This window comes from Dactylococcopsis salina PCC 8305 (genome assembly GCF_000317615.1).
Taxonomy (GTDB): Bacteria; Cyanobacteriota; Cyanobacteriia; order Cyanobacteriales; family Rubidibacteraceae; genus Halothece; species Halothece salina.
The window spans coordinates 1,309,198-1,323,479 of record NC_019780.1; the positions used below are offsets into that span (position 1 = coordinate 1,309,198).

At 42.6% G+C, this 14,282-nt stretch carries 11 protein-coding genes and 1 pseudogene; 9 read left to right on the forward strand and 3 right to left on the reverse strand.

All coding sequences use genetic code 11. The features are described from left to right. The first annotated feature begins 65 nt into the window (after positions 1–65). The 3 genes from DACSA_RS20390 (at position 66) to DACSA_RS06550 (ending at position 3,712) form a co-directional block, all read left to right on the forward strand. Positions 66–206, forward strand: a complete 141-nt coding sequence (locus DACSA_RS20390; protein ID WP_156800684.1) for a hypothetical protein — start codon at positions 66–68, stop codon at positions 204–206. Between the two features lie 340 nt (positions 207–546). Beyond that, positions 547–765, forward strand: coding sequence for a hypothetical protein (locus DACSA_RS21370; RefSeq protein ID WP_051017287.1), 219 nt, complete (start codon positions 547–549; stop codon positions 763–765). Positions 766–1,177: 412 nt separating this feature from the next. Beyond that, a complete protein-coding gene (locus tag DACSA_RS06550; RefSeq protein ID WP_015228991.1) occupies positions 1,178–3,712 on the forward strand; it encodes a DUF3536 domain-containing protein in 2,535 nt (844 codons plus the stop codon). A gap of 283 nt (positions 3,713–3,995) precedes the next feature. Here DACSA_RS06550 and DACSA_RS06555 read toward each other — a convergent pair whose 3' ends face one another. Both DACSA_RS06555 and DACSA_RS18945 read right to left on the reverse strand, forming a co-directional pair. Beyond that, on the reverse strand, positions 3,996–5,114 hold the full coding sequence (locus tag DACSA_RS06555) for a tetratricopeptide repeat protein (RefSeq protein WP_015228992.1): 1,119 nt from the start codon (positions 5,112–5,114) through the stop codon (positions 3,996–3,998). Positions 5,115–5,344: 230 nt separating this feature from the next. Then, positions 5,345–5,461, reverse strand: a pseudogene (locus DACSA_RS18945) (NAD(P)-binding protein); the annotation flags it as partial. Between the two features lie 327 nt (positions 5,462–5,788). Between DACSA_RS18945 and DACSA_RS06560 the strand changes: the two are divergent. The 6 genes from DACSA_RS06560 to psbA all read left to right on the forward strand — a co-directional run bounded on the left by DACSA_RS06560 (position 5,789) and on the right by psbA (position 12,378). Then, the gene (locus DACSA_RS06560) at positions 5,789–7,129 is read left to right on the forward strand and encodes a Mur ligase family protein (protein ID WP_015228994.1); all 1,341 of its coding nucleotides are present in this window, start codon (positions 5,789–5,791) and stop codon (positions 7,127–7,129) included. A gap of 18 nt (positions 7,130–7,147) precedes the next feature. Further along, positions 7,148–8,419 (forward strand): M16 family metallopeptidase, encoded by a 1,272-nt coding sequence (locus tag DACSA_RS06565; protein ID WP_015228995.1) that lies wholly within the window; start codon positions 7,148–7,150, stop codon positions 8,417–8,419. A gap of 164 nt (positions 8,420–8,583) precedes the next feature. Beyond that, on the forward strand, positions 8,584–10,041 hold the full coding sequence (zds, locus tag DACSA_RS06570) for a 9,9'-di-cis-zeta-carotene desaturase (protein WP_015228996.1): 1,458 nt from the start codon (positions 8,584–8,586) through the stop codon (positions 10,039–10,041). Positions 10,042–10,094: 53 nt separating this feature from the next. Continuing rightward, complete coding sequence (locus DACSA_RS06575; RefSeq protein ID WP_015228997.1) at positions 10,095–10,544, forward strand: SRPBCC family protein; 450 nt, start codon at positions 10,095–10,097, stop codon at positions 10,542–10,544. Between the two features lie 50 nt (positions 10,545–10,594). Continuing rightward, entirely contained in the window at positions 10,595–11,161 is a 567-nt protein-coding gene (locus DACSA_RS06580) for a thioredoxin family protein (protein ID WP_015228998.1), read from the forward strand. 134 nt (positions 11,162–11,295) lie between these two features. Next, positions 11,296–12,378, forward strand: coding sequence for a photosystem II q(b) protein (gene psbA, locus DACSA_RS06585; protein ID WP_015228284.1), 1,083 nt, complete (start codon positions 11,296–11,298; stop codon positions 12,376–12,378). Between the two features lie 135 nt (positions 12,379–12,513). On the opposite strand, the gene menD is transcribed toward psbA, so the two are convergent. Next, complete coding sequence (menD, locus tag DACSA_RS06590; RefSeq protein ID WP_015228999.1) at positions 12,514–14,232, reverse strand: 2-succinyl-5-enolpyruvyl-6-hydroxy-3-cyclohexene-1-carboxylic-acid synthase; 1,719 nt, start codon at positions 14,230–14,232, stop codon at positions 12,514–12,516. Positions 14,233–14,282: the final 50 nt, after the last annotated feature.

Sequence of the window (14,282 nt, forward strand, 5' to 3'; positions counted from 1 at the left end):
AATCAATTCTCAGGAAATTTTCACGATTCGCTTAGGATAACTTTACTTTCAGAAGTAACTAGGGGTTGCTGAAAAAGTCCATTGGTTGGTTAAGTAAGGCAAGAGGCAAGAGGCAAAAGGCAAGTTGCCTTAGGCAAGTTGCCTTAGGCAAGAGGCAAGTTGCCTTAGGCAAGAGGCAAGTTGCCTTAGGGTTGATTGATCGGTAGGAGGGGAAGGTTTTGATGCAAGGTGTGTGACGATTGAACAATCAATGAACTTGCATTTTTATCTGAACTGAATCGCCTCAAATCCTTATTTGGTAAGACTTTCAGTTTTCTTGACTCAAGCCCTAACTATATATAGCAATCCCAAATGAATTGTAAATTAATCCCCCCTAACCCCCCTTTGTAAGGGGGGAACGGTTTATCAACTTTTTACAAATGAATTAGAACTGCTATAGAACTGATTGAAGAAGATACACCGATTTTAAGTCGCAGTGAAAACTTAGAAACAATTGTAGAAGCGATTAGAAATACTCCTGGTTTAATTCGGGATAATCGTCACAAATTGAGGACTTATCCTCGATCGATTGTAGGGACAGAATTAGTAGATTGGTTGTATCATTATATCAATTGTTCTCGGGAAAGCGCGATCGAAGTGGGACAATTATTGCTCGATCGAGGCTGGTTACATCATACCTGGGATGAGCATGATTTCAAAGATGAACATTTGTTTTATCGGTTTTATCAAGATGAAAAATTTAGTCTTCCTCTGATTACTGGTTAAGCCATCAAAGATGTAGGTTGGGTGGAGTTCACGAAACCCAACATTTAAGATGTAGGTGGGGTGAAGAAGACGAAACCCAACATTTAACATGTAGGTGGGGTGAAGAAGACGAAACCCAACATTTAAGCAGGTAGCGGATTAGATGTAGGTGGGGTGGAGTTCACGAAACCCAACATTTAACATGTAGCAATGATGTTGGGTTTCACTTCGTTTCACGCAACCTACCACGAAACCCAACATTTAAGATGTAGCAATGGTGTTGGGTTACGCGGTAGCTTCACCCAACCTACGATTACTTATCCTACGCAATTAAATCAGCAGGAATTTTGACTCAAGATTTGGTGGGAAACTAAGAGCGGGTACAACTAACAAAAACAACGGCTCTTTTGAGAGCAACAGGAGGGATTGTAAAATGGATATACAGCAAGTATCATCTGTGGTTAAGAAAACATTAACAACAGTTGAAGAAAATAAGGAAACGGCAACCCAAACGGGAGTTTCTGTAACAATCCATGGACATTTTTATCAACCACCACGAGAGAATCCTTATTTAGAAGCGATCGAGCGACAAAAAAGCGCGGAACCGTTCCATGATTGGAATGAACGCATCCACTACCAATGTTATCGCCCCAATGTTTTTGCCAGAGTTTTAAACGAACAGGGAGAAATCATTGATATTATTAATAATTTTGAATATTTAAGTTTTAATATCGGACCGACTTTAATGTCGTGGTTGGAACGATATGATTTAGAAGTTTATCAGAAAATAATTGAAGCCGATCGCATCAGTTGTCAACGGCTGAATGGACATGGGAACGCGATCGCGCAGCCTTATAATCATGCCATTCTTCCCCTGGCGAATCAAGCGGATCAATTAACCCAAATTCGTTGGGGAAAAATTGATTTTCAATCTCGATTTGGACGAGAACCAGAAGGAATGTGGCTACCCGAAACCGCCGTCGATTATGCCACCTTAGAAACCCTCATTGCTGAAAATATCCGTTTTATTATTCTCTCTCCCTCGCAAGCGCAACGTTGTCGCCCTCTCCCCACTGGTAATGATCCCTCTCCCCAATATTGGCAGGAAGTGGGGGGATCACAAATTAACCCCAGTCGTCCTTATCGTTGTTATGTGACAGAAAGCGATTTTATTGATATCTTTTTCTACGACGGTCCGATCTCAGCAGATATGGGCTTTCATAATGTCCTGAATACCTCCCAATACTTCGCAGAACGGCTACGACAAGCGATTCAAGGAGATCATCGTCCGTCACAACTGATTAATGTCGCCACCGATGGGGAAACCTTCGGACATCATAAACCAGGAACAGAAAAATGTTTAGCTTACGCCTTTACTCGTGAGTTTCCCGCGCGACGATGGCAAGTCAGCAACTATGGTCATTATCTCAGTGAGAATCCTCCCAGATGGGAAGTAATGATTAAACCGATGACTTCTTGGAGTTGTTCTCATGGGGTGGAACGTTGGCGTAGTCATTGCGGTTGTGGCGGTAGTGAACAGTCTCAGCAATACTGGCGTAAACCGCTACGGGAGAGTTTAGACGGGTTGCGCGATCGATTAATCGAGATTTTTGAACAAGAAGGAAAAAAACTATTTATAGACATTTGGGACGCTCGTAATGACTACATTAACGTCATCCGAGATTATACCTCTGTCACCTCTTTTCTCTCTCGTCACAGTAATCATCCTCTCAGCCCCCAAGAACAAATTGAAGCGTTGCGCTTGTTAGAAATGCAACGGAATGCGCTATTAATGTTTACCAGTTGTGGCTGGTTTTTTGAGGAACTTTCCCGTCCAGAAGGCGTGCAAATTTTACGTTATGCCTCCCGTGCCATGAATTTAGCAGAAAAAGTGTGCGGTGAATCTCTAGAACTAGAGTTTATGAAACGTTTAGCAGCCGCCCCCAGTAACAGTGAAAGGTTCAAAAATGGGGCGGAAATCTATCATCATCTAGTGAAACCCGCACGGATCACCGTCGAACAAATTACTGCCCATTACGCCCTCAGTTCCTTATTTCAACTTCATCCCCAACAAGATCATCACTATGCTTATTATGTCACCCAACAAGACTACCAAAGACAAACCATTGGGGCGCTCACCCTTGCGATGGGAGAATTGAAAATGCAGCGCCGTAACACTGGCGAAACGGATCATTTAGTGTTTGCTGTGTTACATCTCGGAGGATGGGATTTTCATTGTTGTGTACAATCTTTCCCTGGACGTACCGCTTACACAATGGCGTTAGAAAGCATTTTTACCACATTTAAACAGGGCAGTGCAGCCAAAACAATCCTAGCGATGAAAGATCATTTTGGTGAACAGTCTCTCGGGTTAGAAAATCTGTTTGTAGAGAAACGAATGGAAATTATGCAGCAATTGGCGCAACAGACAAAAACTCGTCTCCATGAACTTTATACTCAGATTGATCGTGACAATTACAGTATCTTGGTTGCGTTTCATCAAGATGAGATTCCAGTACCGCGAGAGTTACAAGTGGCGGCGGAAATTGCCCTTTCTCAGCGTTGTTTGAAGGGGTTACAGGAGTTGGAACAGGTGGAGGATGAAACAGCATCCCGCAATGAGGTTTTAGGAGAGTTAGAGGCAATTGTAACGGAAGCGAAAGGGTTACAGTTATCGCTTGAGATTTCAGAAGGGAAGAAGATTCTCGAACGGTTAACGTTACGATCGCTCTGGCATTTACTCCATGATTGTCCCGATGATGCCACGATTGGTGACTATACTCGACGACTGATTGAGTTGGGACATCTGCTTGGTGTGGGAATTATGCTCGATCGATGCCAAGAGTTATATTACCATTGGTTACAGACTTTTGCTCGTGATCAACTGTCTCCAGAATTGCAGCCTCTCTTACAGTTAGGGTTAGATTTAGCGGTGGATGTTCGTCCTTGGTTGAAACAATTCGATTAACGGATTAGCCCCCTCACCCCCAATCTTGGGGGAACTTAATGTGATCACCCTTCATCATTCATTATTAATCTTAGGGCTTGCTGTTGGGAAACTGAAAGTTTTATCAAATAAGGATTTGGGGCGATTCAGTTCTTGTAAAAATGCAAGTTCATTGATTGTTCAATCGTCACGCACCTTGCATCAAAACCTTCCCCTCCTACCGATCAATCAACCCTCTTGCCTCTTGCCTTTTGCCTTTTGCCTTACTAAACCAACCAATGGACTTTTTCAGCAACCCCTAATCTTAAAGATTGCGGAGTTGCATTTGTGAGCGATCTTTTCCCTCTTGATTTTGCACTTCTGTAAACAGTTGGTAGGCAGTTTGAAAGGCTTTTCTCGCTTCACGGACTCGATCGCGTCCTTTTAATGCTAATCCGAGGTTATAATAAATAGCTGGATTATCAGGGACAAACTGCTTTAAACGCTGATATGTGTTCACTGCGTCGGCGTATTGTTCTTGTTTGAGTTGCACTTCCCCCAGTGCAATTAAGGCTTCTATTGATTGAGAATCTAAATTAATCGCCTGTTTGTAAGCTGAGGCGGCGGCGTTAATTTCACCGTATTGTTGTAAGAGTTTTCCTTTTTGATAATAGCCTCTAGAATGATTCGGATAGCGTTGTAAGAAAGTTTCTATGGTTTTTAGCGCAAATGGAAATTTTCCCTGTTGTTGATAAGCTGTGGTCAAGTCTAGCCAAGCTGCGGTGGTTTCTGGTGCGATTTTAATTACTTTTTCTAAGTGCGCGATCGCACGCGGATAATTCCCCTGTTGCACCAATAATGATCCGATAACCGCATTTGCTTCTGGATGATTGGGTTCAATTTCTAATAGTTTTTCGTAAACTGAGATCGCACCTGCGCGATCATTTTGACGCAATAAAACCGCCCCTAAACCCAAGTATGCGGGAACTTTTTTCGGGGCGAGTTCCGTCGATCGATGATAAGCGGTACTAGCAGCCGAATAGTCTTGAATCTTTGCTAAAGTGTGACCTAAAGCATAATAAAACTCTGCATTATTCGGCTCAAGATTAATTGCTCGTCGATACGCCCAAGCGGCTGCTTTATAATTCCCTTGACGAGCTTCTAAATAACCTAAACCAGAAAAAATCCTCGCATTATCCCCATCTAAACGCGCGGCTTGCCGATAAATTCGTGTTGCTTCTTGATATTCCTTCGCTTCTGCTAATTTTCGCCCCCGTTCCAATAATTCTCTTAAGTAGTCTTGACGGTTTTGTTGAGCAAAGTAAATATTTTCTATGACATTATTTTCCATAGAACTTTCACTTAATACAACGGGAGAAGTCAGGGTAATTGGTAACGTCGCAACGGCGATGATAATTTTGTGAAAACAATTTTTACTTGGCACAATCTTCTGATTTATTAACTATTTTGTCGGCTGATCACAATTTCATTTTCATTACTATACCCTAATTTTGTAAAGTTATATAACTTTAATAGTTAGCCCCCTATCCCCCAATCTTGGGGTAATACCAATTTCTTGTAGGGTTTGCAAGGCAAACCCTACGGTCAATGAGATTTTTTGCAGTTTAACCATTTTCTGCTTTTTTCACTCGATCGAACCATCTAAAACTCTCCTGGATCAGGACGACGATCGTAAATTTCTACCTGATATTTTCCCCGTCGCAAGAGATAATGAGCTAATAATAATCCTGCTGGTCCCGCGCCAATGATAACAATTTTTGCTAATACCATTTTGGAAAAGGAAAGTTACATTTAAGCCCCCCAAACTTGGAAAGTTACATTTAAGCCCCCCAAACTTGGGGGGTTGGGGGCTTAAGTAGTCGATACCGTAGCACCAACTCTTCAAAATGGTATAACATCAAGTTTGCTCCTTCTGTTTCAATTATCCTTTACTCATTTCTAAATGATGCTATGGTTTGATCAATTTGAATGATACCCTAAATTAAAATTACGAAGGGCAAATTAACAATCTACTCTCACAAAATGGTATTATATTTAAGAACAAATCGCAATCTATTCTATCATCATAAAACAAAATTGTTGAACTAATAAACTAATATGAAACTGCTCGATCGCCCTCGTTTAGGTTTAGCGGTGGCTCTGGCTAAAACCGTCACTGCTATTGTCAAAAAATTACGTTTAGGTGCTGCCAGTGTTTTACCTGGAGAAATTGCCCGCCGTTTTCATCCTAAACTTTTATCCCTTTTATGTGAACAAGTCCAATCAGGAATTATTTTAATTGTTGGCACAAATGGTAAAACTACAACTTCCCTTCTCCTCAGAACAATTTTAGAAGCAAATGGCGCAAAAGTTACTCATAACGCCACTGGTGCGAACCTCGTTAATGGCTTAATTACCGCACTTTTAGCAGATACGAATATTTTTGGCAAACTGAACGCTGATTATGCCATTTTAGAAGTAGATGAAAACATTGTTCCGCTTTTAGTTAAAGAATGCCAACCCCAAATTATTTTAGGTTTAAATCTGTTTCGAGACCAACTCGATCGATATGGAGAAGTTGATACCATTAACCAAAAATGGCAAGAAGCAATTACACCACTTTCTGAAACAACCACTGTCATTCTTAATGCTGATGATCCAAGCCTTTCTTATCTCGGTCAAAACTTACCCCAAACCGTTTTATTCTTCGGTTTAAATCAGCCCAATTTATACTTAGAAGAAATTCCTCACGCCGTTGACTCCATCTATTGTCCCGTTTGCGGTGCATCCCTAACCTATCAAGGGGTTTATCTGTCTCATCTCGGAGACTATCATTGTTCTAGTTGTGGTTTCGCCAAATCAAACCTAGATATCAATAGTAAAGAATGGGGACAAATTTTAGTGGGAGTTTATAACAAATATAATACCTTAGCGGCGGTTTTAACCGCACAAACCTTAAACATTTCTCCGCAACTGATTAAACGAGAAATCCAAAACTTTCGCGCCGCTTTTGGACGTGCTGAAGAATTAAATGTCAAAGGAAAACAGGTGAGAATACTACTTTCTAAAAATCCTGTTGGTATGAATGAAACTATCAGAACCGTTAATGAAATTAAAGCCCAGGGAAAATCAGAAACGACTTTATTAGTGTTAAACGATCGAACGCCCGATGGAACTGATGTATCATGGATTTGGGATGTTGATACAGAAAAATTAGTAGAAAAAGGAGGAACAATTGTTATCAGCGGCGATCGGGTTTATGATCTCGCATTACGGATTCAATATAGCCAACAAACCCTAAATAATCCTAACCTCAACCTGATCATTAAAGAAAACCTAAAACAAGCCATTGATATCGCTTTAAAATCTACGCCTCCCGATCAAACCCTTCATATTCTTCCCACCTATTCTGCTATGTTAGAAGTTCGACAAATTCTAACTGGACGTAAAATTCAATAAGTCAATCATTAAAATCTAATGGCAACCTTAAACCCAAATTCCACACAGCAAACAGCACAACGTTTTACCTTAGACAATGGAATTACTCTCATCGTAATTGAAAATCCTACCGCCGATATTATCGCCAGCAGACTCTACTTTAAAAATGCAGGAACACGAGTGGAATCAACTTCTCAAGCTGGCGTTTCTCACCTTCTCTCGACAGTGATCACCAAAGGAACAGAAAACCTCAAGGCGGCAGAAATTGCCGAAAAAATTGAAGCCGTCGGTGCTGGATTAAACGCCGAAAGTGCAAATGATTACTTTGCAATGAGTTTAAAAACGGTTTCTCAAGACTTTTCTGAAATGCTGCAATTAGTGGGAGAAATGATCCGTTTTCCCAGCTTACCCGAAACAGAAATTGAACTGGAACAAAGCTTAACCTTACAAAATATTATTGCTCAAAAAGAACAGCCCTTTAATCTGGCTTTTAATCAGCTTCGATCGCAAATGTATCCTGAACATCCCTATGGAACATCAGTTTTAGGGACAGAAGCAACAGTTTCCAGTTTAACTCGCGCCGATCTCAAAACCTATCACGAAACTTATTTTCGCCCCGATCAATTAATAATTAGTATCGCCGGACGCATCACCTTAAAACAAGCCATTGAAGAAGTCAGCGCCGTTTTTGGCGACTGGAAACGCCCCACAACTAATTTCCCAACTCCCACTCTCCCCCCTTTAACGCCACAACCTTCAGAAAAATTCCTCTCTCAAAATACCCAACAAACAATCATCATGTTGGGATATCTCAGCGCTTCCATACAAGATGCAGATTATCCCGTTTTAAAACTAATTAATACCTATTTGGGAAATGGTTTGTCCTCACGATTATTTGTAGAATTACGAGAGAAACAAGGACTCGCCTACGATGTTTCTGCATTTTATCCCACTCGCCTTGAGCCGTCGCACTTTGTCACTTATATTGGTACTGCTCCTGATAATGTAGAAATTGCCTTAAAAGGACTAAAAAAAGAAGTACAACGATTGTGTGAAGTCCAATTAACAGCAGAAGAATTACAAGCCAGTAAAAATAAATTATTAGGACAATATGCGCTTGCGAAACAGAGTAACGGACAACTTGCTCAATTATATGGTTGGTATGAAACCTTAAATCAAGGAGTAGAATTTGACGATCGTTTTCAAGACATGATCGCTGGCGTGACTAGCGAAGAAATGCAAACTGTCGCCCACAAATATCTACAAATTGAGCCTTATCTCTCCTTAGTCGGATCAAACTCAGCCTCATAATTCTCCCTTTGAAAGATTGTAGGTTGGGTGGAGAGAAACGAAACCCAACAGATAATCCCCCCTAACCCCCCTTTGAAAGGGGGGAATCGGAATGATTTCGTCAGAAATGTTAATTTTTTTTTACAATATGAGAGAACGTTGAAAAAAGGGTCATTGAACAGAGAATGCGAGTTGCAATTGTTGGCGCAGGTTTAGCAGGACTTTCTACGGCGGTGAATTTAGCAGATGCGGGATGGGAAGTAGAAATCTACGAATCTCGCCCCTTCGTAGGAGGAAAAGTCGGGAGTTGGGTGGATCAAGACGGAAATCATCTAGAAATGGGGTTGCACGTCTTTTTTGGCTGTTATTATCATTTATTTAGCCTCATGGAAAAAGTGGGCGCGATCGAGCATTTACGCCTCAAACAACATACCCACACCTTTGTTAACGAAGGGGGAAAACTGGGAGAGTTAGATTTTCGTTTCCTCACTGGCGCTCCTTTTAATGGCTTAAAAGCCTTTTTTACCACCTCTCAGCTTTCAACAGTGGATAAAATGGCAAACTCCCTCGCCTTGGGAACTAGCCCCATTGTCAGGGGATTAGTGGACTTTAAAGGCGCAATGAAAACGATCCGCGATCTTGATAAAATCAGTTTTGCAGACTGGTTTCGATCGCACGGTGGAAATGATGGCAGTTTACAAAGAATGTGGAATCCGATCGCCTATGCGTTGGGATTCATCGACACCGAAAACATCTCAGCACGCTGTATGTTAACCATCTTTCAGCTTTTTGCCGCACGAACCGAGGCTTCAGTGTTACGAATGCTAGAAGGCTCTCCTCAAGAATACCTCCATCAACCGATCATTAATTATTTAGAAGCGAAAGGGGCAAAAATTTACACTCGTCGTCGAGTGCGAGAAGTATTATACGAAGAGAGCGACGGAGAAACTCGCGTGAAAGGACTCGCCATTGCTAACGGTGAAGCCACAGAAACCATTACTGCGGATGCGTATGTCGCCGCCTGTGATATTCCTGGTATTAAACGCTTACTCCCTGAAACGTGGCGAAAATGGTCAGCATTCGATAATATCTACAAACTGGATGCTGTACCAGTCGCAACAGTACAATTGCGGTTTGATGGTTGGGTGACAGAATTACAAGACGACAAAAAACGGAAACAGTTACAAGAAGCAACAGGGCTAGATAACTTACTCTATACTCCCGATGCTGATTTCTCCTGCTTTGCTGATTTAGCCCTCACCAGCCCTAGTGATTATTATCGGGAAGGGGAAGGATCATTATTACAATTAGTGTTGACTCCAGGCGATCCCTTTATTAAAGAAACCAATAGCACGATCGCGCACCATGTCTTATCACAAGTTCACCAACTATTCCCCTCCTCTCGTGAACTAAACATGACCTGGTACAGTGTCGTCAAACTCGCTCAATCTCTATATCGTGAAGCGCCTGGCATGGATGTTTATCGCCCTGATCAAAAAACCCCTGTGACTAACTTCTTTCTTGCGGGGAGCTATACCCAACAGGATTACATTGACAGCATGGAAGGCGCAACCATTTCTGGAGAAAGAGCCGCCAAAGTCATTTTAAAGGAAAGTCGTAGGTTGGGTGAAACGACAGTGTAACCCAACACCAATCAGTGACCAAATAACCAATAACCAATAACCAATAACTAAAAATGTCTAACTGGCTAGAACATAGCGTCGAAATCGAAGTCAATGCTCCCATTGATCTAGTGTGGAGTTTATGGTCAGACTTAGAACAAATGCCAAAGTGGATGAAATGGATTGATTCAGTGGAAGTCTTGGCTGATGATCCTGATTTATCCCGTTGGAAACTTGCTACTGGTGGCTGGGAGTTTAGTTGGTTGTCGCGGATTACAAAATTAGTTCCTGAACAGATTATTCAATGGGAATCAGTGGATGGTTTACCGAATAAGGGAGCAGTTCGCTTTTATGATCGCAAAACCAGCAGTATTGTTCGTTTATCTGTAGCTTATTCCATTCCTGGAATTTTGGGACAGATTATGGATAGTTTATTTCTAGGACAAGCGGTAGAGTCCACTCTACAAGCCGATTTAGACCGATTTCGAGACTATATTGATCAAGTCTCATCTTCTCACCACTAGAAACCAAGCACTACGATGATAAATGTAAATAAATGTAAATCTAGATGAACATGACGAATAATTGGTCAGATACGACAACCCTTAGCACTCGTGTTCGTAATCTCTTAATTGCTCTCGGAGCGATCGCGATTAGCATCACGATTTTTCTGGGATTACAAACGGATACTCCTTCCTTATCCCTAGAAGCACAAGCGGAAGAAGCAACCTCTCTAGAAGTTGCTCTCAGAAGCGAAAAGCCGACTTTCCTAGAGTTTTATGCGAATTGGTGTACAAGTTGCCAGGCAATGGCGAAAGATATTGGGGAACTTAAACAAACCTATGGCGATCGCGTTAATTTTGTGATGCTTAATGTAGATAACGATAAATGGTTGCCCGAAATGTTGCAATACGATGTGAGTAGTATCCCCCATTTTGCCTTTCTCGATCAGGAAGGAAAGCCGATCGCATCGGTAATCGGAGAACAACCGCGATCGATCTTAGATCGCAATTTGCAAGCATTAGCTCAAAATGAGACCCTTCCTTATGAAAGTAAACAAGGCGCTCGATCGAGCTTAGAATCCGCAAAACCCACGCCATCAAGCAAATCCGAAGTTGAACCTCGCACCCATGGACGGTAATCAATCATCCGATCGGATGAGTTTTTGTGAGAACGCTTTACAAAACGCAATGTATTGTTTATATTAGTTACAGGTTGCAAAACGCAACCCAATCAAAAATTAACACTTGTCGTGTTCAAAGCAATCATAAAACTATGACAACCACTTTACAGCAACAACAAAGCCAGAATATCTGGGAACGCTTCTGCCAGTGGGTAACTAGCACCAACAACCGCCTTTATGTAGGCTGGTTCGGCGTGTTAATGATCCCTACCCTCTTAACCGCAACCACTTGCTTCATCATCGCGTTCGTCGCAGCACCTCCCGTTGACATCGACGGTATCCGTGAACCCGTAGCTGGTTCTTTACTCTACGGAAACAACATCATCTCTGGTGCAGTTGTTCCTTCCTCCAACGCCATTGGACTTCACTTCTATCCCATCTGGGAAGCAGCATCCTTAGACGAATGGCTCTACAACGGTGGCCCTTACCAGTTAATCGCATTCCACTTCTTAATCGGAATCTTCTGCTACCTCGGACGTGAGTGGGAACTTTCCTACCGTCTCGGAATGCGCCCCTGGATTTGTGTCGCGTTCTCCGCACCAGTAGCGGCAGCAACTGCAGTGTTCTTAATCTATCCCATCGGACAAGGTTCTTTCTCTGATGGAATGCCATTAGGAATCAGTGGTACATTCAACTTCATGTTCGTCTTCCAAGCGGAACACAACATCTTAATGCACCCCTTCCATATGCTCGGAGTAGCAGGTGTATTCGGCGGCGCCTTATTCTCCGCCATGCACGGTTCTCTCGTAACTTCCAGCTTAGTACGTGAGACAACTGAAAACGAAAGCCAAAACAACGGCTACAAATTCGGACAAGAAGAAGAAACCTACAACATCGTGGCAGCACACGGCTACTTCGGTCGCTTAATCTTCCAATATGCGAGCTTCAACAACAGCCGTAGCTTACACTTCTTCTTAGCCGCTTGGCCCGTCATCGGAATCTGGTTCACCGCATTAGGAATCAGCACCATGGCGTTTAACCTCAACGGATTCAACTTCAACCAGTCCGTAATTGACAGCCAAGGTCGCGTCATCAACACTTGGGCGGACGTATTAAACCGCGCTAACTTAGGATTCGAGGTAATGCACGAACGTAACGCGCACAACTTCCCCTTAGACTTAGCGGCTGGTGAATCCACCCCTGTAGCAATGCAAGCACCTGAAATCAACGGTTAATCTTTCACAGATAACTAACTGATTTCTAACCCTCTCCTTCGGGAGGGGGTTTTTTGTTTGACTCCACAGACGTGCGATCGCAATTTTAAAAAGTAGATGTTATATCTTGTAGGGTTTGCAAGGCAAACCCTACGGTCAATGAGCTACATTTAGATTGATGATATGTTCTCGCCATTGCTTGCTTTGCTGACGATCGGTTACAATTTCTAAAATTCGGATGCCTTGTTGCGGTAAGGGGTTTAATAAAGCCTCTAATTCTTGCCAAGTTTTAATTGTTATATATTCAATTCCATAAGTGTCACACAAGGCAGCAAAATTAATCGTTTGAGGAGTAGCAAAATAATCTTCAAATACATCGTCAAATTGAGAAATCGGTAACATTTCAAAAATGCCACCGCCGTTATTATTAACCAAAATAATGGTAAGATGACCGCGCAATTGTTGATGGATTAAAAAGCCGTTTGTATCATGGAGGAGTGCTAAATCTCCTGTTAGACAAACCGCACTTTTTCCCTGATGGGCAATTCCTAAAGCGGTGGAAAGTGTGCCATCAATGCCATTCGCACCGCGATTAAATAAGGGATAAATTCCTCGTGAGTTGGGTTGCCAAAACCATTCCACATCTCGCACTGCTAAACTATTGGCAATGAAGCAAGGCGTATTTTTAGGAAGGGTTTGTGAGAGTAACCAAGCAGTTTTCGGTTCGATGATTTCTCTCGTGTTGCTGAGTTTTCGATCGAGCTTTTCTCGTGTTTTCTGTTCTAAAGTTAACCATTGTTTTTGATAAGAAGAAAGGGGAACAACGGTGGGATTATCTTGACAAATTGCCGAAAATGTGGTATGCAGTGGCAAAGTCGATCGATGCAGGGGATCAAAATTGTCCCCTCCTGTGGTCAAAACCCAAGACGGAGGAGAAATCTCCTGTAACCAACTGCGAAGAATCTTGCTGGTGGGAAACGCACCGATTTGAATCACCATTTCTGGGATCAGGGTGTTTGCGATCGCTTCCTCCCGTAGAATAAAGTCATAGGTAGAAATCAGATTCGGGATTAAATGAGCGTGATTTCTAACAGGTGAGAGTCCTTCCGCTAAAACCACCCATCCCAAACAGTTGGCTAAATGCGCGATCGAGCGACAATATTCCTCAACCGCTAACGGTTGATCAACTCCTGCAATGATAATCCCTCGATCGCAACGTTTCCAAGTCTCCCAGGGAAGCACTTGTTCAATAAGCGGAGACTCTGGGGGAACTAAATGGGAGAAGAAGCCGTCAAAATCAGACAGCACTCGCTGAACGGAGTGTGGTGTGGGGGCCAGTGGATCACGAAACGGAATATTGAGATGAACCGCAGCTGGAAAGGGAAACCGCGATCGAGCAACTGCTTGCACGAGAGTTTGTCGTAAATAGCGCAACTGTTGCCTTTCCTCACTGGGAAGCCCTAACTCCGCATACCAACTGGGATAACTCCCATATAACTTTTGCTGATCAATGGTTTGTCCACTGTGACAATGACGCAACTCTGGCGGTCGATCGGCAGTTAAAACCAGCATCGGAACACCACTTTCCCTCGCCTCAATCACAGCAGGATAAAAATTCGCCCCCGCCGTTCCCGATGTACAAACTAACGCCACTGGGCTTCCCGTTATTTTCCCTTTCCCTAACGCAAAAAACGCGCCCGATCGTTCATCTAAAATGGGAATCGCCTCGATCTCAGGATGTCTCGCAAACGCAGTGGTGATTGGACCCGATCTCGAACCTGGACAAACCACCGCCGTTTTTATCCCCAGACGAGAAAGCGTTTCCACCAATACTGAACTCCATAGTGTATTAACATTCCGAAAATCAAGATTCATTTTTATACCGTATTTCTTTCCCGAAGCCAAGCGTGAGGAGGATTATATCA

Excerpts from the sequence above, each read along its gene's own strand:
- DACSA_RS06550 (WP_015228991.1), top strand. The coding sequence starts at position 1,178 with ATGGATATACAGCAAGTATCATCTGTGGTTAAGAAAACATTAACAACA.
- DACSA_RS06560 (WP_015228994.1), top strand. The coding sequence starts at position 5,789 with ATGAAACTGCTCGATCGCCCTCGTTTAGGTTTAGCGGTGGCTCTGGCT.
- DACSA_RS06565 (WP_015228995.1), top strand. The coding sequence starts at position 7,148 with ATGGCAACCTTAAACCCAAATTCCACACAGCAAACAGCACAACGTTTT.
- zds (WP_015228996.1), top strand. The coding sequence starts at position 8,584 with ATGCGAGTTGCAATTGTTGGCGCAGGTTTAGCAGGACTTTCTACGGCG.
- DACSA_RS06575 (WP_015228997.1), top strand. The coding sequence starts at position 10,095 with ATGTCTAACTGGCTAGAACATAGCGTCGAAATCGAAGTCAATGCTCCC.
- DACSA_RS06580 (WP_015228998.1), top strand. The coding sequence starts at position 10,595 with ATGACGAATAATTGGTCAGATACGACAACCCTTAGCACTCGTGTTCGT.
- psbA (WP_015228284.1), top strand. The coding sequence starts at position 11,296 with ATGACAACCACTTTACAGCAACAACAAAGCCAGAATATCTGGGAACGC.
- menD (WP_015228999.1), bottom strand. The coding sequence starts at position 14,232 with ATGAATCTTGATTTTCGGAATGTTAATACACTATGGAGTTCAGTATTG.